This is a genomic window from Alphaproteobacteria bacterium (assembly GCA_033344895.1).
Lineage (GTDB): Bacteria > Pseudomonadota > Alphaproteobacteria > UBA8366 > Aestuariispiraceae > Pacificispira.
In genome coordinates, this window is the sequence record JAWPMN010000001.1 from 2,966,679 (window position 1) to 2,986,258 (window position 19,580).

Sequence of the window (19,580 nt, forward strand, 5' to 3'; positions counted from 1 at the left end):
CTCATTATTCTGCGAATGCCAAAGGAGCCGTTGGTCCTTTCGTTCGCGCTACCCTGATACCGTGAAGTGCCAGATGGCACTCATCAGACATCTGGATACTCGAAAATATAGGTTAATTCGGCGGAAAACTCAAGGTTTAGGCAGCATTTGATCTAAACCTCAGAAGGAGGGCCCGCTTCAGAATTACATCCTGTCCCGTCGCGGGTCGAAGGCATCCTGCAGACCGTCCCCCAGGAAATTGAAGGCGATCACCGCCGTCAGGATGGCCAGTCCTGGCCAGAGCGCCAATTCGGGGGTCGCGAACAGATAGTCCTGCGCATTGGTCAGCATATTGCCCCAACTCGGGGTCGGCGGCTGAATGCCCAGGCCGAGGAAACTCAGCACGCTTTCCAGCAGGATGATCTTTCCGACGGACAGTGTCGTTGCGACGATGATCGGTGACAGCGTGTTCGGCAGAATATGGCGCCGGATGACATAGAGCGGCGGGGCGCCCTGGGCCCTGGCCGCCACCACGAATTCGCGTGATTTCAGGCTCATCGTCTCGGCGCGGACGAGGCGCGCGACGGTGGGCCAGGCCACAAGGGAGATGATCAAAACGATGAGTGCCAGCCCGGAGCCGCCGTCGACCCATCCGAGCCCAAGCTTCTTCAGATCGACCGCCGACAGGACGATCAGCAGCGGCAGCAGCGGCAGACTGATGACACCGTCTGTACAGCGCATCAGCAGACGGTCCGCCCATCCACCGAAATAGCCGGCAGCAAGACCGATCATGGTGCCAATCACGGCGGCCGTTACAGCGGTGGTCAGCCCGACGCTCAACGAAGCGCGGCTTCCCAGAATGAGACGGGCAAGGATATCGCGCCCGGCCTCGTCCGTGCCCAGTGGATGGCCCGGTCCGGCGGGCTGATTGCGGGCGAAGAGGTTCGTTGCGTGCGGGTCCAGACCCAGCAAATCGAGGATCCAGGGGGCCAGCAGGGCAACCGCGATCAGAAACACCAGAGCCGCACCGGATGCCATGGCCATCTTGTTGGCCAGGAAGCGGTTCCGGATGCGCGTACTGCGCCGAATGCCGACCGTCACGACGTTTCCTCCTGATGTCGTGAGACGATCCGGGGGTCGAGGGCCGCATAGGCCAGGTCGGCGGCGATATTGGCCAGCAGGGTGAACGCAGTGGCGATCATCAGGCCGATCAGGGCCAGATTGTAATCGTTGCCCATGATCGCCTCGTAGATCATGACGCCCATGCCCGGCCAGCCGAAGATCGCCTCGGTTATCAGCGCGCCCGAGAATAGGGTCCCGAAACTGAGCGCGATGACCGTAACCATCGGCAGAAGCGCATTGCGCAGTGCGTGCCCGAACAGGCGGCGCGGGGCCGATGCGCCCTTCGCCCGTGCCGTCCGGATATAGTCCTGCCCCAGCGTCTGCAGCATGGCGCCGCGCATGAAACGGGTGAAACCGCCGATCTCCGCCAGGGTAAGCGCCAGAACCGGCAGCATCATGTAACGCAAGGTTTCCAACAGGCCGCTACCGGGTTCCGCGGTGCCGCCCGCCGGCACCCAGCTTATGGGAACCGCGATATAGGCGATCAGCATCAGGGCGAGCCAGAAAGGCGGCACGGAAATTCCGGCGAAACTGATCAGATTGATCCCATAGTCGGAGAGGGAATTCGGCCGGGAGGCCGCCAAGATTCCCAAAGGAATGGCGAGCAGAAGCGCCAGCACCGTGCTGGTTCCCAACAATTGCAGTGTGGCTGCCAATCTGGGCAGCAGGATGTCTCCGACCGGCTGCTGATACAGCCTGGAATAGCCGAATTCCCCCGACAGGGCGTTGCCGAGCCAATGGCCGTAGCGTTCCAGCAGGGGGCGGTCGAGGCCATAGAGCGCCTTGAGGCGGGCGATGTCCTCGGCGGTAATTTCGGGGTCGTCCGCGAACATCAGGTCGACGGGATCCCCGGGCATGAGTCCGATCAGGACATAGCTGACAAAGGAGACGACCAGCAGTACGAGCAGGCTTTCCGCCAGCCGTCTTGCCGCGTAGTTCAACATCCCGCCGTCACTCCGTCAGGCGCCATTCCTCGACCCAGAGAGAGGACGGGAACTGGTGGCCGGTCGGGCGCAGCCCCGTCAGGTTCTTGGGCAGAATGTAGGGTTCCGCCCGGAAATACAGCGGCAGGACCGGCAGATCCTCCGCATACCGTTTCTGAAGATCGGACCAGAGCGCGCGTTGATCTTCATCCGCGCAGTCGGTTTCCAGCCGGTCGATCGTCTGATCCATTTCAGGTGAGGCATAGCCGGGATAGTTCTGACCCTGCCAGGCGTTCTGTTCGGTCGGAATCTGGCTCGAGTGCAGGGTGGTCAACGGGACCGATTCGGGCGCGCTGAGCCATGCATACATCGCCACGCCTTCAAATGCCCGCTTGGTGACCGTCTCTGAAAAGAAGACGCGCGGCGGCTGGTTCTTCAACTCGGCTTCGATCCCAATGGCACGCCACTGGTTCTGGATCACCTGCTGAACCAGTTCGCGGGTCTTGTTTTCGGCCGTCGTCTGGAACGGTATCGTCAGACGCTGTCCGTCCTTCTCCCGGATACCGTCAGCCCCCGCTTCCCAACCAGCGGCCTTCAACAATTCCACGGCCTTCTGCGGATCGTAGTCATACTTTGGCACGTCCGGATCGTACCACTTATCCAGCGGATTGACGTTGCCGTGGGCGACCGGCTGCTTGCCCTGAAACAATTGCTCGCTGATGGCCTTGCGATCAATGGCGTGGATCAGCGCCTGCCGGACTCGGAGATCGGCCAGGGCCGGGTTGTCCAGATTGACGTCGATATGTTCGTAGACCAGGCCCGGACGATAAATGAACTGGAAGTCGTCGCCGTTGCGGCTTTCGAAGGACAGCGCCTGATCCACCTGAAGTCCCAGTTCGCCCGCAATCATGTCGATATCTCCGGCCAGCAGGTTGGCAATCAGGGCGGAGGTGTTCTGGATCGCGCGGATCTCGATCTCGTCAAAATACGGTTCCGGGCCCCACCATTCGGGATTGCGCTCCAGCAGGATGCTCTGGCCGACGGCCACGCGGGCAATGCGGTACGGTCCGAACCACAGTCCCGGGTTGGTGGGATCGGCGTCATAGGCCGTGCGACGGCGATAGGATTCCGGGTCGGCTTCATAGATCGGCCGTTCGATATGGCTCGGTAGCAGGGCCAGGCCGGAAATGCTCTCGAAACTGCAGGTCCGCTTGTTCAGATGCAGGGTGAAGGTCTTGTCGTCCTGGACGTCGACCCGCTCGATCCGCCGAAAGAGCTCGGCATTCAGGGCGCCGGTCTGCGGGTCCTGGCCGATATCGACGGACAGCAGGACGTCGTCGGTCGTGACGGGCGTCCCGTCCCCCCAAACGGCGTCAGGGTGCAGCGTATAGGAAATCGCGATCCCCGGATTGCCGTTCTCCGCGGTTTTCCAGACCGCCGTGCCGTCCTCCACAGAGGGCAGTGCGGTACAGACCAGGCAGATCGGTTCCCAGTCCTGATCGTAGGCCGTGATCGGACGACGCGTCATGGCCAGTACATAGGCCTTCGCCATCATGGTTTCGAAAACCGGGCTCAGCGTTGCCGGATACTGGCTCAGGCCTATTGTCAGCCGCTCCTTGGTCGCGGCGGCTGCGCCGGAGGTCACCAGCATCATCGATAGGGCGGCGCCAATCAGCGCTACGCCAAGACGCTTCCTATTCGTCGCCATTCGGCCTCCCGTGCCACGTCAGTCCTCCTTGCCGCCATGGGCCTTGGACCAGCCCTTGGGATCGTGAAGGAATGCTTCCACCTGCTCTGCCTGACCTTTGGCAAAATAACCCTCTTCCTTGGCACAGGCGAGGACGTCCCACCATGTCGCGAGGCTGTGCAGCGAGACACCGGAATCGGCCAGCATCTTCTCGCCTTCGGGGAAGATGCCGTAATGGAAGATCACGAAGGTATGGCCGCAGGTCGCGCCGGCTTCGCGAATGCCCTCGACGAAGGACAGTTTGGACCCGCCGTCGGTCGCCATATCCTCGACCAGCAGAACGTGCTGACCTTCCTCGAGGTTGCCCTCGATCCGGGCGTTCCGGCCGAATCCCTTCGGCTTCTTGCGGATGTAGCACATCGGCAGCATCAGGTGATCGGCGATCCAGGCCGCGAAGGGGATGCCGGCGGTCTCACCGCCGGCGACGACATCCAGGGATTCGAAGCCGACCTTCTCCTCGATCGTTGCCGCTGCCATCTTCATCAGCCGCCGTCGGGCGCGCGGGAAGGCGATCAGTCTGCGACAGTCGACATAGACCGGGCTGGCCCGGCCACTCGTCAACGTGAACGGATCTTCCGGACGGAACAGAACCGACTGTGTCTCGATCAGGATGCGGGCGGTGATGCGGGCGGTCGACAGGGGCATGCGTTTCGGCCTTGTTGGTCAGAAATCTGGATCGGATCAGGGTTTCGGCAAGGTCGGTTCGGACGGTTGGAAGACCTTGCCGGCCAGGATGTAGCGGATCGTTTGCACCGTTACGACCGCAACGGCAAGGGCGGTGACGGCAAAGACCGCGACGGCAAGCACGCGGGCGGTCTCGCTGTCGGCGACGTCGGCATAAAGCGTGCACGCCACGGAAAGGGCCGCCAGCGGGAAGGTGTAGGACCACCAATTCAGGCCGAAGGGCAGGCGCAGCAAAGTGGGGACCTGCGGCAGCAGCATCAATAGCGTGAACAGGGCGATGCCCAGAAACATGAGCGCCGGCCCGTCGACAACGCCGCCGTTCAGAACGGCGTAGGCTATGAAACAGAGGGATGGCGGCGCGATCAGGATGAACAACGACGGCCGCAACGGCCCCTCCAACTGGCGCTCGAACAGCAGGCGGTAGAAGACGATCGTGAACAGGATTACCCAGAACAACAAGCCGACCGCGAACATCATCCAGCCGATATCGGTATAACCCAGGGGGGCACCGACAATGGGAATGACCAGATTTCCGACGATCGGGATGAACCAAACCGGGGCGACGTGACTGATCTCGACATCCCGGGAAATCCAGCTGGTGAAGATCACCGCGGTAACCGCCAGATTGGCGATCGCCGCGACGGCCCATATCACGGTGGCCGCGGCGGGAAGACTGGTCACCAGATTTGTCGTCAGGATCATCGCGGTCATGGTTGCCGCCGCGAAGAAATTGCCCTGTACCGGATGCCGGATCTCTGCCTTGACCGCCTCAAAATGGCGCACGGTCTTCACCCCATACAGGGCGACCAGTGCGACAAAAACCCCGCAGGCAATGCCCGCCAACACGATGGAAGGCGTTTCGCCGAAGCCGAAAGCAACCGACATTTCACGCCACGCGGTGGCAAAGCCGGCTATCCCTAGGCCAGCGCCGAAGAGGTTTGCCGGCATGTGCTGAAGGCTCGCGGGGATATGCAGCGCGTCGCCGCCCGACGCGGGCCTGCCGTCTTTCCTGGCCGATGGGGCGGGCCGGTCCGCATCCGCAGGCGTTGGTTTCGCTGACTGGGGAGATGCCTTTTGCGCTGCCGCCTTGGCCTTCGCCTTCTTGGCGCCGGCTTTGCGTTTGGCCGCCTTCCGGGGTTTGGCTTTAGCCTTGACCGTTACCGCCGGACCGTTGCCCCGTGGCGCCTCGGCGGCATCGTCATCGGGATCGCCCTGCGCGGTCACGGAACGGTCATCGGGCGTCATGGTAACCGCTTGATTCAGTGATTAAACCTGCTGTCACGAAATGCATCGATGAACTGCCCCCATGGCGCAATGTTAACGTCCGGAACCAGGATTTGGAAAGGGCCGATTGTTCCGTCATCGTCGCTTCAACAGGAAATCCTTGGCCGCGTTTATCTTGGCCGCCAGATAGGCCGACCCGCCGGCATCGGGGTGAACCTGCTTCATCAAGCGGCGGTGTGCCGCCTTGATCTCGCTTTCCGTGGCACCGGCTTCGAGGCCCAGTAGCGACAGCGCCTCCGATTCCGTCATGGGGCCGTCGGCACGGTCCGACGCCTGTTCGTCGCCGGCGTCCTGCCGTTGCCCGCCATCGCGCCAGTCGGCGCCGTGCACCCGGTCCAGATAGGCTTCCAGCAGACGCAGGGATTGGGCATCGCCCGTCGTTCGGATTTCCTCGTAGAGGGATCGCCCCTCGACCATCGACAGTTCCGAAAGCAGGGCCCCGGCGAACTGTCCTTCGCGAATGCGACCGTCCATCGCGCCGGTGTCATGATCCAGATGCATGTCGAAGAATCGGCAGGAAATCTCCGAACGTTGCCCTGCGCTGGGACCGCGCATCGTCTTCCAGATGTTGCGTAGCATGCGGAACCGGCTGATCCAGGGCAGCAGCGCCAGCAGACCCGCCCATATCAGATGAAAATTGCGGGTCAGAAGAACCAGCAGGACAACGCCGACGGCAATGGCAAGGGCGGTCCACTTGGCCCCCTTGAGAATGGATTTCGGCTTGGCGGTGGTGAACCAGTTCACGAACAGCAGCCCGCCTACCAGAACGGCAAGGCCCAGGAAGAAGAAACTCATCGCGATGTGTTTCCTTTTCGACGGCCGGACATTTGCTCGATCAGCGCGACAGCCTCGCGACCTCGACCGGAACGGCCATAGTCTTCCAGCGCCTTCATGCCGCCCGCCGCATAGACCGCGACGGCGGACAGCAGGGATTTCAGCGTCTCTGCGCTGCTCAGGTCGAAGGGACACCAGGCCCCGCCTGTCAGACGCGCGATCTCCCGGAAAGCCCGCTGCGCCACGGGGTCAGGGCCTTCCTGGAACAGGAAAACCGGAACGCCGAGCAACCCGATTTCGCCTGCTGTATGGCAGACCGCGTCGATATCTTCCTCGAAGGCGTCGCCGACGAAGACCGCTGCGCCGATTCTGGATGCTTCGGCCTGCCGTTTGATATGCGCCAGAATCTTGCCGATCTGGGTTCTGCCGGCATGACAGCGAACCTTGCTCATCTGGCCGGCGAGCCCCTTTGCATCCGGCTGCCACTTGCCCGCCTTGCACTCGCCGAAGCCCCGGAAAAACACCAGTTGGACATCCAGCCCGCCAATGGCGCTGGTGGCCTCGAACATTTCGCCCTGAATCTGACAGGCAGTATCCCAGGTCGGCTCCCGGCTCATCGTCGCATCCAATGCGAAAATCAGCTTGCCGCGCCCGGATGTGGCCGGCGCAGGGGTATTGCGTACCTTTTCCAGAAAGGCGTCGATTTCGGTGCCGGACGTCTTGGATCGTGTCGGGGGTCTTGCCATGCCGGTATTATGCCATGCGTGCGTGCGGGACTCACGTCCCGCACGGTCAATACGCAAACAATCTCACCCGGGACCACCGCTTCGGGTCACCGGACATGATTTCGTTTACGCCGAAATAGCTTCCGTCCGAGCGGATGGAGAAGAAGACCGGAAAGACGGGCACGGTCACATTGGCGGATTCCGCCGCCGCACTCTTGAGGGTCAGCATGTTGGCGTTGTGAGCCGCCAACCCATCGATCAGGGACTGAGGGTCGCCGAAGAAAGTCGGCAGAAACCCGGGATGGGTGGTTATGTTCAGGCTGTTGTCGCCGGGAAAATACATCGGAATGTCGACCGGCAGCGACAGGATGGTGCCGTCCTCGATTTCCATGACCACGCGATAGGAGCGGCCGTCTTCGATGGCGGCGCGTAAGGGCTCCGTCCGGTCAGGCTCTGTGCCATCCCAGATTGCCTGACCGTCTTCCCGCACCAGAAAGCGGAAATCCGAATAGTGATGCAGCGGGGCGATCCGAACCCGTCGTCCGCCTTCCTCCAGCGCATGCGTCATGGGACGGATGGCATAGGACGCGTAGACCGGGGCCGAGTTGGTATAGGCCAGGACAACGGGATCCGGCAGTCCGGTACGGATCACGTATGGCTGGTTCGTGCCGCTGGTCGCGCCCCAGAACAGGTCGTCCCGCGTGACGAGGTGGGTCAGCGGGTAGCTTTCCCGATACGCGGGAAGAGGGTTGAAGTACCGGTCGCCAAGGGAGTCGTCAGGCGACATGACCGGCACGATCCGGCAGCCGTCGAGAATTTTGCGGGTCGCGTCTGGCAGGGAATAGTCGAACATGCCGGATAACAACACGGTTCGCGTGGCGGCGCCAAGTGCCGCCGTTCCGTCAGGCGCCGATGGCTTCCGCCTTGTCGAAGCCGATCGCAGCCATCAGGTCGCGAACTTCCTGCCGGGCGGCCAGATGGGACATGTTCATCTTGATATCCGTGCCCGGATTGCGCAGGTCCAGCAGCGTCAGGCCGTCCAGGAACAATTCCCGGAAGATGACACGTTCGGAAAACCCCGCGACGAGGCGATAGCCGATCCGGCCGCTGAGCTTTGCCAGCGCTTCGTCCATGGCGCGCTGGTTGCGGGAATCCAACTGGCCGGTGCGGTTCCGCATGACGATCCATTCGAAGGTCCGGTTCGACTTGTCGCGCCGGGCCTTCTGCATCTTCACCTGAAACACCATCTCGGCGTATTTGCTGGGCCGGACCATGGCGTAGGTCTCGGGATCTATGGTGGCCAGAACGTCCAGATCGACGAAGCTGTCATTCAGCGGCGTGATCAGCGTGTCGGAATAGGAATGGCCGACGCGGCTCAGGAAATTGTCCGTGCCCGGGGTGTCGATCACGATGTAATCGTGCCGCGAGGACAGATCGGTGACCGCCTTTTCGACGGCATGGGCATCATGTGCGCGCGCCACGTCGACCGATGCGACGGTCGACGGTTCGATGGCGCGATGGGTCGGCATCGGAAGCTCGGTCCCGGTACGCGCCATGTAGGACTGCCGGTTCTCGATATAACGCGACAACGTCCCCTGACGGGCATCCAGGTCGATGCTGGCGACTTTCGCGCCGCTGGACATCAGCGCCGCGATGACATGCATCGTCGTTGTCGACTTTCCGGATCCGCCCTTCTGATTGCCCACGACGACGATGCGCGCGTCACCCCGTTTCTTGGGGGCGGGCGCCGCCGAACGTGCGGCGTCCTGTTCATTGTTCCGGTCCGGTACTGTACCCTGTTCGGCCATTGTGCCCTTCGAATTCGATGTCGCTATCCGCAATGCGGGCGCCGACTTGATTGTCGGGTTGGTCGCAGCCTTCGCCGGAACAGCCTGCTCCGGCCGTCGGATCAGGCCGTGCCGAACCATCCAATTTACGCCGGACCATGCCATCTCGCCCCGCTTTCGAAAACCTTGCGGCCCCCCGGCCGTCTCCGAAAATTCCAACCCCGGTCGCCCATTCCCGAAAGCGCCGCATGCTGGACTCGTAAGGTTTCTCACCTCACTCTGGGCGTCCCGGATGTTTGATACAAGCGCCTCAGGTTGGAGCCCCTGATAGTAGCATGCAAAATTTGACTAAAATACTATTGTTTTTAGCGGCTTGCGCGGTTGCGCCGGGCTGCGATGAAATTGGTTGGAATCCGCTCGATCCGGAAAGCCCGGATACGTTTTCCGCGAATCGGACCGTTGTACCGGCACCGCCAGTCCTGTTGCAGATGGACCTGCCGACGCTGAACGACAGCGCATCCTTCTATGACGAGCGACGGGATCTGGAGAACGCGCTTCTGCTTCGTCGGCGGACATGGCGCGGGCCGCCAGGCAATGCCGTGGAGGCGTCGCTGATCGAAATCCGGCATCTGGAGTATGTCCCCATCGGTGCGCCCCCGCCGCCGTCGGGCGCCGCGCAATACTGGGATCGCCTGAAGGCCAGGTCGCTAGATTTCCAGGTTCTGTATGAAAGCCGAAATGCCGTCGGGCCCGTCTTGTGGCGGCGCTTTCTGATGGGGCCGCAGATATGCGTCCTCTTCACCCAGGGCGTTGCACCGGAAAGTGACGCGATCACCCGGCAGCTTCTGGGCTATTATTGTGCCGCCCCGGGGGAACCGTTCACGGACGGTCAGGCGGAAACGGTCATACGTGCCGTCCGGGTTCAGGAAGGGGATCCGGCATTGACGCCCGACGGGTGATCTCGGGCTTCTCAATTTTTCCGGTGCCATCCAAGGTTTTGCCATGGGGATGCCGTTTTTTCCGTCGAATGGGAGACCAGACTGACCTTCATGCTGACCAAAGGATTGAAAATGCTCTTGCGCTGGAGCGTCCGCGCCCTTCTGCTCGTCCTGCTGCTGTTGATCGGCCCGGCTTATGTCTATTTCTCCAATGATTTGGACCAGAGGAACTGGTCCACCGCCAGTCGGGTCAGCGCCGGGCTGGCCCCCTTACCGGAGGACGAGGCCGGGGCTGTCATTCAGGTCTATGCGGCGCGCGCCTACGGGTGGCGTGGGGCTTTCGCGGTTCACACCTGGATAGCCACCAAACGGCCCCATGCCGACAGCTACCGGACGCATCACGTGATCGGCTGGTATTCCGGAAACAAGGTACGCAGCCGGCAGGACATCCCGGATCGCTACTGGTATGGATCCGCGCCCAGCCTGATTCTCGACATGCGGGGGGAGGGGACGGATCGGCTGATCGACAAGGTGGAGCAGGCGATTGCCGATTATCCCTATGCCGGGGAGTATCGCGCCTGGCCGGGCCCGAACAGCAACACCTTCATCGCCTGGATCGGGCGATCCGTGCCGGAACTGGAGCTGGAAATGCCGCCGCTGGCCGTGGGCAAGGATTATCTGGGGCGCCATCGGTTCGCGGCGCTGACGCCAAGCCATACCGGATTGCAGTTCAGTCTGGCCGGCGTTCTGGGACTGACCGCGGCGGCACGGGAAGGGGTAGAACTGAACATTCTCGGCCTCAGTGTCGGTGTGGATCCCCTCGACATGAATATCCTGGTACCGGGCATCGGGCGGGTCGGCCGCGATCCGAATCCCGTTCGGCCATGACCGGAAATCGCGTCGCATGCCGCGGCTGGTATCGCCGTTTGGCTTGCCGCTCAGGGCTGTATGACTACAGTGTGTGCACTGCGGAAAGTTCGGAAATAGACCAAGCGACATGAGTATCTGGGGAAAAATCGTCGGCGGTGCCGCCGGCTTTGCGATGGGTGGCCCGCTGGGCCTGCTCGTCGGGGCCGTCGGCGGGCATTTTGTCGACCGTTTGCGCCCGGATCAGGAACCGGACCCGGAGCGCGCCAAGCGGTCAGTCGGCTTCACCATCGCGGTCATTGTCCTGGGGGCCAAGATGGCGAAGGCCGACGGTGTGGTGACGCCGGACGAGGTCGATGCCTTCAAGGAGGTCTTCCAGGTTCCGGAATCGGAGATGAAGAACGTTGCCCGGGTCTTCAACCAGGCCCGCAAGGACGCGCGCGGCTTCGAACCCTATGCCGAACAGGTCGCCGGCATGTTCCGCAATTCTCCGGAGGTGCTGGAGGAATTGTTGTGGTGTCTGGCACATATCGCCAAGGCGGATGGCGTGATCCATCCCGGCGAACTGGAGTTTCTAAGCAGCGTATCCGAGATCTTCGGCTTTGATGGCGCGACCTTCGAACGGGTTACCGCGCTTCAGCTCGACGGCGGCAACGCCGATCCCTATCAGATCCTGGGGGTTGCCGCCGGCGCCAGTGACGAGGAAATCCGTAAGGCGCATCGGGCGCTGGTGGTCGAAAATCACCCGGACAAGCTGATTGCGAAAGGCATGCCCGAAGAGTTTGTCACGGTCGCAAACGAACGTGTGGCAAAGATCAACGCGGCGTATGACCAGATTCGACAGATGCGCGCCGGGGCGGCGCAATGAAGCCGCTGGATTTCGCGACGGCGATCTTCGTAATTCTGATCTGGGGTCTCAATTTCGTAGTCGTAAAAGTTGGCGTTCAGGAGATACCGCCCTTTCTGTTCATGGCGATGCGCTTCGTCGTGGTGGCGCTGATCCTGCTGCCTTTCATCCGCTGGCCGAAAGGTCAGTTCCGGCCGTTGCTGGCCTATTCCGTCGTATTGGGGGTTCTGCATTTCGCGATGATGTTCAACGCGATGGCGATGGCCGATGCCGCGACTGTCGCGCTGCTGAGCCAGTTGAACACGCCCTGGGCGGTGATCCTGGCGGCAATCGTGTTCAAGGACTATCCCGGGTGGCGGCGCATTCTGGGCATCGTGATCGCCTTCGTCGGTTGTGCCATTATCGCCGGGGAACCGCGGTTTGAGGGGGGGCTGCTGCCGGCGTTGCTGGTTGTCGGCGGGACCTTCCTGTGGGCCGTTGCGGCCGTTCAGGTCAAACAGATCGGTGAAATCGGTCCCTTCGCCCTGAACGGCTGGATGGCGGCCATGGCGGCACCGCAATTGCTGGCAATCTCTTTCGCGGTCGAGGACAATCACTGGGAGATTCTGTCGACTCTGTCCTGGCTGGGCTGGGGGGCGATCTTCTTCCAGTCGGTGATGGTCGTGATTGTCGGCTATGGCCTGTGGTACGGGCTGATTAAACGTTATCCGATCAGCCGGGTCATCCCGTTGACGCTTCTGCTGCCGGTCGTCGGCGTGGCCAGCGGCGTCCTGATTCTGGATGAGGCACTGACACCCTACATGATCGTCGGTGGAATTCTGGTCATGATCGGGGTCGGCATTGTGACCCTGCGTCAGGCCGTGCGCGGTGCGCCGCATCAGCCGAAGGTACCGTCGTGATGCGGGTTGTCGACACGCCATCGCCGAATTTCGGTCCCCGCCGTGGCGTCGAACGGCCGACCATGCTCGTCCTGCATTACACTGGAATGCAAAGCGCGGAGGAGTCGCTGGCGCGTCTCTGCGACCCGACTGCAGAGGTCAGCGCGCACTACCTGATCGAAGAAGATGGAACGCTGCATCGGCTCGTCGATGAGTCGCAGCGGGCCTGGCATGCCGGCCTGGCCTTCTGGCGCGGCGTTCGCGATGTGAATTCGCTGTCGATCGGTATCGAGCTTCAGAATCCGGGCCATGAGTTCGGCTATCGCACCTTTCCGGAGGCGCAGATCGACAGCTTGAGCGCACTCTGCCTTTCCATACTGGCCCGTCATCCGATCGAGCCGGCGGGTATCGTCGGGCATTCCGATGTTGCACCTGACCGCAAGACCGATCCGGGCGAACTGTTCCCCTGGCGGGATCTGGCAGGGCGCGGGATCGGGGTCTTCCCTGATCTGGGCATGCCGACAGATCGCTCGTTGCCGGAACTGCTTGCCGAGATCGGCTACGACCCGGACGCGAATGAGTGTATTGCCGCTTTCCAGCGACGCTTTCGTCCAGACCGTATCGACGGCCGCGCGGATTGCGAGTGCGCGGCCATCGCCGCCGCCTATCTGAAACTCATCAGCAATGACACGGATGCCGAGGGAGGCAGACACCGATGACCCGAACCATCGACTATTTCTACAGTCATGTATCGCCCTGGACCTTCCTGGGCCATCGGCGGTTGATGGATATTGCCGCCAAGCATGGCGCGACCATCGCCTACCGGCCGATCACCGTAGCCGAGATATTCCCGAAGACCGGCGGCCTGCCGCTGGCCAAACGCCCGCCGGAGCGCCGTGCCTATCGCATGGTGGAACTGAAGCGCTGGTCCCGGCATCTCGGCGTGCCGATCAATTTCGAACCGAAATTCTTTCCGGCGGATGATCGACCGGCCCTGTATCTCGCCCATGCCGCCCGGGAGGCGGGAGCGGATGTCGGCGAACTGTCCCATGCCATCCTGAAGGGCGTCTGGCAGGACGAACGCAATGTGGCGGACTGGGACGAACTGAAAGCCATCGCTACGGATCTTGGATTGGACGGTGCCGGGCTGGTCGAACAGGCGCAGTCCGAGAAGATCCAGGCGGCCGCGACGGCCGAATGCGAGGCGGCGCTCGCCGCTGGCTGCTTCGGGGTCCCGTGGTACTCCCTCGACGGCGAAGGCTTCTGGGGACAGGACCGGCTGGAACTTCTGGATGCGACGCTGGGTGGCCGCTGACGTCACGGTCAGAGCGGCGACACATCGACATAGACCCGATAATCCGCAATCCGCTCGTCCTGGAAGGTCAGGATCGTTGCAAAGGGCAGGGTCAGTCTGGAACCGTCAAGGCGAACATAATGGACGTTGCCGTTACAGATCGTCGTTTCGTCGACAGTCCAGATTCCGGCGATGTCATGGCTCATGTTTTCAATGGTTCTGAAGAAGGCCTCATTTGCATCCAGGACTGCATTCAGGCCGACGATCGGGTCATGGTTTCCCAGGCGAAACACGATGGTATCGGTCAGGAACCTGGCCAATCCGGGCGCGTCGCGACGGTCGACCGTGCTGTAGAGGGCATGTACCAGGTCGTTGCGGTCCGGTTGTCGGGTCTGATTGTCAGTCATAGCGGTTCTTCTCCTCGGGTTTGTCGCTGAGATACTGGATGAATTCGAATTGGAAGCCGGCCGGATCGACGAAGTAGACGTTACGTCGGAACGGATGGTCGAAACCGTCGATGTCGATTTCATACCCGGCGCCTAGAAGACGCTTCAGGACGGCGTCCAGATCGTCGACTTCGAACCCGATATGGGCGAGGCCGGGACTATGTCCGGATAGGTCGCGGTTGGGGCCTTCGCCATTGTCGTTCAGGGTGACGTATGTGTCATCGTCACCGACATGGGACCAGTGACGTGGCTTCCCGCCCCAGGTCTGGGTCCCGGTCCCGCGGATGCGCCATTTCGGGAACGCGGTCATCAGGAAATCGGCGGTCGCCGCGATATCGCCGACAACCAGATTGATATGCTCGAGTCTCTGCATCGGGTCCTCCTTTGGTGTCAGGCCGATGCGAGGGAATTTAGTTGTTTCTAATTGAACTATAATCCGTCAGTTTTGAATTTTACCGTTGAGTGAAAGTTGACGATGATATGCATGATCCGATTGGGGTGATCCCGGTCTTCGTGGCCGTGGTGGAGCAGGGCGGTTTCGCGCCAGCAGCCCGCATTCTCGGTGTCTCGAAATCGGCGGTCAGCAAACGCATTTCCCAGGCCGAGGAGCGCATGGGGGTGCGTCTGTTGCATCGCACAACCCGGAAACTGAGCCTCACCGAAGCCGGCGAACGGTATTATGCCTATGCGGTGGAGGCTTTGGCCGCAGCGCGCCTGGCTGAGGATTCTGTTACCGAGATGCAGTCGACGCCGCAGGGGCGATTGCGCCTGAACGTGCCGATGTCCTTCGGGCGCCTGCATATCGCCCCGATTATTCCCGATTTTCTGGACCGGTTTCCGAAGATCGATGTCGATATGGTCATGGACGATACCGTGGTCGACATCGTGGCCAACGGCTACGATATCGCGCTCCGTGGCGGAATGCTGGCAGATTCAGGCCTGGTGGCCCGTCGCATCGCCCCGATCCGTAGCGTCCTTTGCGCCGCGCCGTCCTATCTCGACCGGATGGGCACGCCAGGCGTGCCGGCGGACCTCGCCTCGCATCACTGTCTGCACTACTCGAATGCAAGCGATGGTCGGGAATGGAACCTGCTCGGCCCTGCGGGAAACGTGCAGGTCGCGACCGCCGCGCGCTATTGCGTCAACAACAGTGAGGCCCTGCTGTCCGCAGTACTGGCGGGGGCCGGGATCGGCCGGTTGCCGACATTCGTTTGCGGGGAGGATCTGGCCGCGGGGCGTCTTGTTCCGCTCCTGACCGAGTACGGCTTTTCGGAACAGGCCCTGTATGCGGTTTTTCCGGCACGCCGTCACATGCCGATCAAGGTTCGCAGTTTTATCGAGTTCATGCGGGAGCGGTTCGGTGGAGACATGCCCTACTGGGATGCAGCGCTTCCGGCGATCTAGATCCGCCCGACGCAATCCGTCATAAGATCGAAGAACCCTTGAGCGTTCAGTCGGGTCATGACGGACGTATTGGCCGGCTTGCCCGTCACGCGGTGAAGGTCGACGACACAGCGACCCAGATTGAGGCTGCTTTCGCAATCCACATCGACATGGCAGTCGCAGCCGGAGAACAGGTCCGGCTGTAACAGCCAGGCAATGGTGCAGGGGTCGTGCAGAACCGGCTTGCCGACCCGCCCGTGATAGGCAGTCATCATGGCGGCGAGGCTTTCCCCGACAGGCGGGCCGGCCGCTGCGAGAGCGGCGATGCGTGCCGGGGTGATCTCCGCCTGTCGGGTTACATCCAGCCCCATCATGACGCATGGCACACCGCTGCCCAGGACGATCTTTGCGGCATGCGGATCGCAGGCGAAGTTGAACTCTGCCGCGGGTGTGACATTGCCCGCCCCGAAGGCAACACCGCCCATGAAGACGATGCGATCCAAGCCCGCCAGCATGTCCGGCGCCCGGATGATCGCCAGGGCGGCGTTGGTCATGGGCCCGGTCAGCACCAGTGTCCCCCTGGCGCCCGTCATGCCGCGCCGGCAGAAGGCATCGATCGCTTCGATTGCGTGTCCGGCGCGGGGCGGTACGGAGGGGGCCGGCAAGGGGACGCCGCCGATTCCGTCGGAACCATGCACATGCGCCGCATCGACCGGGGACGACATCATTGGGCGCGGGCAGCCGGCATGGAGCGGAATGTCCTCCCGCCCGGCCAGCGCCAGGAGGCCGCGGGCGTTGCGTGTGACGGGGGCGATCCCGACATTGCCCGCGACCGTGGATATGCCTTCCAACTGCAACCGGTCGGCGGCGCCCAGGGCCATGAACAACGCGGCGGCATCATCCAGTCCGGGATCGCAATCCAGCCAGATTCGGGTCTTTTCCACGGTTCGGTCCCTCGGTCGTTCCGGTATCGGAATTATCATTCGATGCCCCCGGACGCACGAAGATTTCGTCCTTTCGGCAGTGCTTCGAGATATTCGGTCTTTCTTTCACGTCACCGCGATTCCGCCTTCCGAAAGTCCCGATATAGGACCATATTGGGAGTAATAATATTTCACGCCTTGCCGTGAATGACCGGGCGGTCCCGGCGGTTCAGGCAGCGAACGAGGAGGACATCATGAGCGTTTTTTCATCCGGGAGCTTCGACAATCACGAACATGTCGCCTTCTGCAGCGATGCGGAATCCGGCCTGCGCGCGATCATCGCGGTTCACAGCACGGTTCTGGGGCCGGCCCTGGGCGGTTGCCGCATGTGGGCCTATGCGACCGATGAAGAGGCACTGACGGATGTCCTGCGCCTGTCGCGCGGCATGAGCTTCAAGAACGCACTGGCTGACCTTCCCTGGGGCGGCGGCAAGTCGGTGATCATCGGCAATGCCCGGACCGACAAGTCGCCGGCGATGATGCGTGCCATGGGCCGCTTTGTCGAAAGCCTGGGCGGGCGCTACATCACGGCCGAGGATGTCGGCACCTCCCCGGACGACATGTTCGAGATCGCCAAGGAAACGAAACATGTGCGGGGCGTGAAAGGGGTCGGCTTCGACCCGTCCCCGGGTACGGCTTATGGCGTGTTCAAGGGCATCGAGGCCAGCGTTCGCGAACGTCTGAATGCGACCGATCTGAAGGGCATCCGTGTGGCGGTCCAGGGGCTGGGCCATGTCGGCTACGATGTTGCCCGTCAGCTTCATGAGGCCGGCGCGGAACTGACGGTCACGGATATCGACCGTGCCGCGCTTCAGAAGGCCGAGACCGAACTGAACGCCAAGGCGGTCGGCCTGGACGAAATCTACGATGCCGATGTCGACGTCTATACACCCTGTGCGCTGGGGGCTTCGATCAATGACGATACCGTCGACCGCATCAAGGCCAAGGTCGTCGCCGGTGCCGCGAACAACCAGCTTGCCGAAGACCGCCATGGCGACCGCCTTGCCGAGCGGGACATCCTCTACGCGCCCGACTATGTCATCAATGCGGGCGGGGTGATCCATATCTATCACGAAGGTCCGACTTTCGATCGCAAGGCGGCCTTCGACCATATCGGCGGCATCGCGAACACCCTTTCACAGATTTATGCCCGCGCGAAGCGGGACGGTGTCGCGACCCATGTCGCCGCCGACCGCCAGGCCATGGACCGCCTTCGGCCGGTCGCACACGCCGCAGAATAGGAGTTTCCGTTCCTCCTGGTGAGTACCCGACTGACCCGCCTGCGCCGAGACCGGTGCGGGCGGGTTTTTCTTGTTCGAAATTGGGGGCGAGCGCCTACAGATTCCGTCACGGAACATATTTCTTGAAATTGCGACGCATTCTCCTTGCAAGGGGGAGGGCGGCATATTAAGCAGGGGCGGTGCTAATGACTCTCATTAGCGAGGGTCAACCCATCCGACAGAGAGGGACGAGATGAGGAAGCAAATCTTTGCGGGTACTGCCGCCCTGACCATGACGCTGCTGGCCGGCTCCGCGCTGGCGGACGACAAGGTGTATGCCGGCTTCCCGATCACCGTTAAGGGCTATTCCGGCGACAAGACGACGTCGGTTTCCTATTCCGGCCAGATCGGCCGTCACGTTTTGCACGACTCGCTGAAGAAACTGGCGAGTAAGGGCAATGGCGCAGCCGATGCCGATCTGCTGGCCGTGCTGAACGCCTATTATTCTGGCAAGGGCGCGGATCGCGCAATCATCGCGCCGGCCACAAAGGGCGCCTTCGTGATCAAGCAGACCACGATCGGCGAACTCAGCGATACGAACCTGTCCGGCAAGACCTATGGTGGCACCGTCACCGGCATGCCGAACAATCTGACCGGCGAAGAACTGGTCAATTTCTGGATCGAGAAGGCCGCTGCGGCGGATGGCGGTGTCGACCTGGATAACGGGTACAACTATCCGCAGCTGATCTCCAAATTCATCATGGGCGCGGTGTTCTACAACCAGGTCGTCGATGGTTACCTGGACGAGAACCTGTCGGCGGAAAAGAAGCCGAACGACCAGCCCTATAGTGAAGGCGCTGCCTATACCGGCAAGGAGCATTCCTGGGACGAAGGTTTCGGCTATTTCGGTGCGCCGGCGCACACGCTGACGCTGACCGCGGATCAGGTCTACGCCATCGCCAAGATGAAGGAAGAGGCCTTCGCCGATGCCGACTACAACAAGGACGGCGTCATCGACCTCAAGACCGAGATGGCGTTCGGACCGGCCTATTATGCGGCCGGCTTCGACCGATCGACGGCGGGCAAGGAAAACGCCACCAACTATCTGCACAGCATCGTTCAGGCCTTCCTGGACGGACGCAAGCTGATCACCGCCGCCAATGGCGAGAAGCTGACCGACGACCAGCGTGCGGAACTGCGTGGCCATGCCGCCGTGATCGCCGCAAACTGGGAAAAGGTCCTGGCAGAAGCGGTCTTCAAATATGCCGGGTCGGTCTACAAGGACCTGACCAAGCTCAAGGCCGTGGTCGAGTCCGGCGGGGATACGTCGGAAGTCATGGCCGATTACATCAAGCACTGGGGTGAGTTGAAGGGCTTCAGCCTGGCGCTGCAGAGCGGCAAGGAAAACCTGGGTGAGGTCGCATCCCGCCTGAACCGTTTGATCGGTTTCGGTCCGTTGCTGCCGAATGCCAGCCAGGTCGTCGACGTCGACAGTGACGGCAACTACCTGCGCGACCAGGGCTCCGCTATCGGTGAATACATGCTGCACATGCTGAAGGCTCAGAAACTGATGGTCGACGCCTTCGGCATCACGGCGCGCAACAATGACGTCATGGGCGACATGGCGGGATTGGCCGACGCGCTCGGTGGCGGCGCCAGCGCAGAAAACGACTAAACCCAATAGCCCTGCGCCGGGGAT

The 19,580-nt window shown here is 62.0% G+C and carries 21 protein-coding genes; 9 read left to right on the plus strand and 12 right to left on the minus strand.

The window, feature by feature from the left end:
* Positions 1–183: 183 nt before the first annotated feature.
* The 9 genes from R8L07_14255 to R8L07_14295 form a co-directional block, all read right to left on the minus strand.
* Positions 184–1,080 carry an ABC transporter permease gene (locus R8L07_14255; protein MDW3206694.1) on the minus strand — a complete coding sequence of 299 codons (897 nt, stop codon included), beginning with the start codon at positions 1,078–1,080 and terminating at the stop codon, positions 184–186.
* Positions 1,077–2,045 (minus strand): ABC transporter permease, encoded by a 969-nt coding sequence (locus R8L07_14260; GenBank protein ID MDW3206695.1) that lies wholly within the window; start codon positions 2,043–2,045, stop codon positions 1,077–1,079. The genes R8L07_14255 and R8L07_14260 overlap by 4 nt, the downstream gene beginning before the upstream one ends.
* A 7-nt stretch (positions 2,046–2,052) precedes the next feature.
* Complete coding sequence (locus R8L07_14265) at positions 2,053–3,732, minus strand: peptide ABC transporter substrate-binding protein (GenBank protein MDW3206696.1); 1,680 nt, start codon at positions 3,730–3,732, stop codon at positions 2,053–2,055.
* 18 nt (positions 3,733–3,750) lie between these two features.
* A complete protein-coding gene (locus R8L07_14270; GenBank protein MDW3206697.1) occupies positions 3,751–4,416 on the minus strand; it encodes an orotate phosphoribosyltransferase in 666 nt (221 codons plus the stop codon).
* A 36-nt stretch (positions 4,417–4,452) separates the two neighbouring features.
* A complete protein-coding gene (locus R8L07_14275; GenBank protein MDW3206698.1) occupies positions 4,453–5,700 on the minus strand; it encodes an SLAC1 anion channel family protein in 1,248 nt (415 codons plus the stop codon).
* Between the two features lie 114 nt (positions 5,701–5,814).
* On the minus strand, positions 5,815–6,534 hold the full coding sequence (locus R8L07_14280; GenBank protein ID MDW3206699.1) for a DnaJ domain-containing protein: 720 nt from the start codon (positions 6,532–6,534) through the stop codon (positions 5,815–5,817).
* Complete coding sequence (locus R8L07_14285) at positions 6,531–7,259, minus strand: VWA domain-containing protein (GenBank protein ID MDW3206700.1); 729 nt, start codon at positions 7,257–7,259, stop codon at positions 6,531–6,533. Before R8L07_14285 ends, R8L07_14280 begins: the two co-directional genes overlap by 4 nt.
* A gap of 46 nt (positions 7,260–7,305) precedes the next feature.
* Positions 7,306–8,091 carry a hypothetical protein gene (locus R8L07_14290; protein MDW3206701.1) on the minus strand — a complete coding sequence of 262 codons (786 nt, stop codon included), beginning with the start codon at positions 8,089–8,091 and terminating at the stop codon, positions 7,306–7,308.
* A gap of 49 nt (positions 8,092–8,140) precedes the next feature.
* Positions 8,141–9,190, minus strand: coding sequence for a division plane positioning ATPase MipZ (locus R8L07_14295; protein ID MDW3206702.1), 1,050 nt, complete (start codon positions 9,188–9,190; stop codon positions 8,141–8,143).
* Between the two features lie 323 nt (positions 9,191–9,513).
* On the opposite strand from R8L07_14295, the gene R8L07_14300 reads away from it, so the two are divergent.
* The 6 genes from R8L07_14300 (at position 9,514) to R8L07_14325 (ending at position 13,870) form a co-directional block, all read left to right on the plus strand.
* Complete coding sequence (locus tag R8L07_14300) at positions 9,514–9,984, plus strand: hypothetical protein (GenBank protein ID MDW3206703.1); 471 nt, start codon at positions 9,514–9,516, stop codon at positions 9,982–9,984.
* Positions 9,985–10,095: 111 nt separating this feature from the next.
* Positions 10,096–10,851: a DUF3750 domain-containing protein gene (locus R8L07_14305; protein MDW3206704.1), complete on the plus strand. Its 756-nt coding sequence runs from the start codon at positions 10,096–10,098 to the stop codon at positions 10,849–10,851.
* A gap of 109 nt (positions 10,852–10,960) precedes the next feature.
* Positions 10,961–11,698 carry a TerB family tellurite resistance protein gene (locus tag R8L07_14310; GenBank protein MDW3206705.1) on the plus strand — a complete coding sequence of 246 codons (738 nt, stop codon included), beginning with the start codon at positions 10,961–10,963 and terminating at the stop codon, positions 11,696–11,698.
* Positions 11,695–12,576, plus strand: a complete 882-nt coding sequence (locus tag R8L07_14315) for an EamA family transporter (GenBank protein ID MDW3206706.1) — start codon at positions 11,695–11,697, stop codon at positions 12,574–12,576. Before R8L07_14310 ends, R8L07_14315 begins: the two co-directional genes overlap by 4 nt.
* Entirely contained in the window at positions 12,576–13,274 is a 699-nt protein-coding gene (locus R8L07_14320; protein ID MDW3206707.1) for an N-acetylmuramoyl-L-alanine amidase, read from the plus strand. Before R8L07_14315 ends, R8L07_14320 begins: the two co-directional genes overlap by 1 nt.
* Entirely contained in the window at positions 13,271–13,870 is a 600-nt protein-coding gene (locus R8L07_14325) for a 2-hydroxychromene-2-carboxylate isomerase (GenBank protein ID MDW3206708.1), read from the plus strand. The genes R8L07_14320 and R8L07_14325 overlap by 4 nt, the downstream gene beginning before the upstream one ends.
* Before the next feature lie 8 nt (positions 13,871–13,878).
* Here the strand turns inward: R8L07_14325 and R8L07_14330 are convergent, their stop codons facing one another.
* On the minus strand, positions 13,879–14,256 hold the full coding sequence (locus tag R8L07_14330; GenBank protein MDW3206709.1) for a nuclear transport factor 2 family protein: 378 nt from the start codon (positions 14,254–14,256) through the stop codon (positions 13,879–13,881).
* On the minus strand, positions 14,249–14,668 hold the full coding sequence (locus tag R8L07_14335) for a VOC family protein (GenBank protein MDW3206710.1): 420 nt from the start codon (positions 14,666–14,668) through the stop codon (positions 14,249–14,251). The genes R8L07_14330 and R8L07_14335 overlap by 8 nt, the downstream gene beginning before the upstream one ends.
* 107 nt (positions 14,669–14,775) lie before the next feature.
* Here R8L07_14335 and R8L07_14340 point away from each other — a divergent pair, with 107 nt between their 5' ends.
* On the plus strand, positions 14,776–15,699 hold the full coding sequence (locus R8L07_14340) for a LysR family transcriptional regulator (protein MDW3206711.1): 924 nt from the start codon (positions 14,776–14,778) through the stop codon (positions 15,697–15,699).
* On the opposite strand, the gene R8L07_14345 is transcribed toward R8L07_14340, so the two are convergent.
* The gene (locus R8L07_14345; protein MDW3206712.1) at positions 15,696–16,622 is read right to left on the minus strand and encodes a nucleoside hydrolase; all 927 of its coding nucleotides are present in this window, start codon (positions 16,620–16,622) and stop codon (positions 15,696–15,698) included. The genes R8L07_14340 and R8L07_14345 overlap by 4 nt on opposite strands.
* 233 nt (positions 16,623–16,855) lie before the next feature.
* Between R8L07_14345 and R8L07_14350 the strand changes: the two genes are divergently transcribed.
* Both R8L07_14350 and R8L07_14355 read left to right on the plus strand, forming a co-directional pair.
* Positions 16,856–17,902 carry a Glu/Leu/Phe/Val dehydrogenase dimerization domain-containing protein gene (locus R8L07_14350; protein MDW3206713.1) on the plus strand — a complete coding sequence of 349 codons (1,047 nt, stop codon included), beginning with the start codon at positions 16,856–16,858 and terminating at the stop codon, positions 17,900–17,902.
* Between the two features lie 232 nt (positions 17,903–18,134).
* Positions 18,135–19,556, plus strand: a complete 1,422-nt coding sequence (locus tag R8L07_14355) for a DUF4856 domain-containing protein (GenBank protein MDW3206714.1) — start codon at positions 18,135–18,137, stop codon at positions 19,554–19,556.
* The last annotated feature ends 24 nt before the right edge of the window (positions 19,557–19,580 follow it).

What these genes read in the sequence shown, in the direction of transcription:
- R8L07_14260 (MDW3206695.1), bottom strand. Translation starts at nt 2,045, where the DNA reads ATGTTGAACTACGCGGCAAGACGGCTGGCGGAAAGCCTGCTCGTACTG.
- R8L07_14265 (MDW3206696.1), bottom strand. Translation starts at nt 3,732, where the DNA reads ATGGCGACGAATAGGAAGCGTCTTGGCGTAGCGCTGATTGGCGCCGCC.
- R8L07_14270 (MDW3206697.1), bottom strand. Translation starts at nt 4,416, where the DNA reads ATGCCCCTGTCGACCGCCCGCATCACCGCCCGCATCCTGATCGAGACA.
- R8L07_14275 (MDW3206698.1), bottom strand. Translation starts at nt 5,700, where the DNA reads ATGACGCCCGATGACCGTTCCGTGACCGCGCAGGGCGATCCCGATGAC.
- R8L07_14280 (MDW3206699.1), bottom strand. Translation starts at nt 6,534, where the DNA reads ATGAGTTTCTTCTTCCTGGGCCTTGCCGTTCTGGTAGGCGGGCTGCTG.
- R8L07_14285 (MDW3206700.1), bottom strand. Translation starts at nt 7,259, where the DNA reads ATGGCAAGACCCCCGACACGATCCAAGACGTCCGGCACCGAAATCGAC.
- R8L07_14290 (MDW3206701.1), bottom strand. Translation starts at nt 8,091, where the DNA reads ATGTTCGACTATTCCCTGCCAGACGCGACCCGCAAAATTCTCGACGGC.
- R8L07_14295 (MDW3206702.1), bottom strand. Translation starts at nt 9,190, where the DNA reads ATGGCATGGTCCGGCGTAAATTGGATGGTTCGGCACGGCCTGATCCGA.
- R8L07_14300 (MDW3206703.1), top strand. Translation starts at nt 9,514, where the DNA reads ATGGACCTGCCGACGCTGAACGACAGCGCATCCTTCTATGACGAGCGA.
- R8L07_14305 (MDW3206704.1), top strand. Translation starts at nt 10,096, where the DNA reads ATGCTCTTGCGCTGGAGCGTCCGCGCCCTTCTGCTCGTCCTGCTGCTG.
- R8L07_14310 (MDW3206705.1), top strand. Translation starts at nt 10,961, where the DNA reads ATGAGTATCTGGGGAAAAATCGTCGGCGGTGCCGCCGGCTTTGCGATG.
- R8L07_14315 (MDW3206706.1), top strand. Translation starts at nt 11,695, where the DNA reads ATGAAGCCGCTGGATTTCGCGACGGCGATCTTCGTAATTCTGATCTGG.
- R8L07_14320 (MDW3206707.1), top strand. Translation starts at nt 12,576, where the DNA reads ATGCGGGTTGTCGACACGCCATCGCCGAATTTCGGTCCCCGCCGTGGC.
- R8L07_14325 (MDW3206708.1), top strand. Translation starts at nt 13,271, where the DNA reads ATGACCCGAACCATCGACTATTTCTACAGTCATGTATCGCCCTGGACC.
- R8L07_14330 (MDW3206709.1), bottom strand. Translation starts at nt 14,256, where the DNA reads ATGACTGACAATCAGACCCGACAACCGGACCGCAACGACCTGGTACAT.
- R8L07_14335 (MDW3206710.1), bottom strand. Translation starts at nt 14,668, where the DNA reads ATGCAGAGACTCGAGCATATCAATCTGGTTGTCGGCGATATCGCGGCG.
- R8L07_14340 (MDW3206711.1), top strand. Translation starts at nt 14,776, where the DNA reads ATGCATGATCCGATTGGGGTGATCCCGGTCTTCGTGGCCGTGGTGGAG.
- R8L07_14350 (MDW3206713.1), top strand. Translation starts at nt 16,856, where the DNA reads ATGAGCGTTTTTTCATCCGGGAGCTTCGACAATCACGAACATGTCGCC.
- R8L07_14355 (MDW3206714.1), top strand. Translation starts at nt 18,135, where the DNA reads ATGAGGAAGCAAATCTTTGCGGGTACTGCCGCCCTGACCATGACGCTG.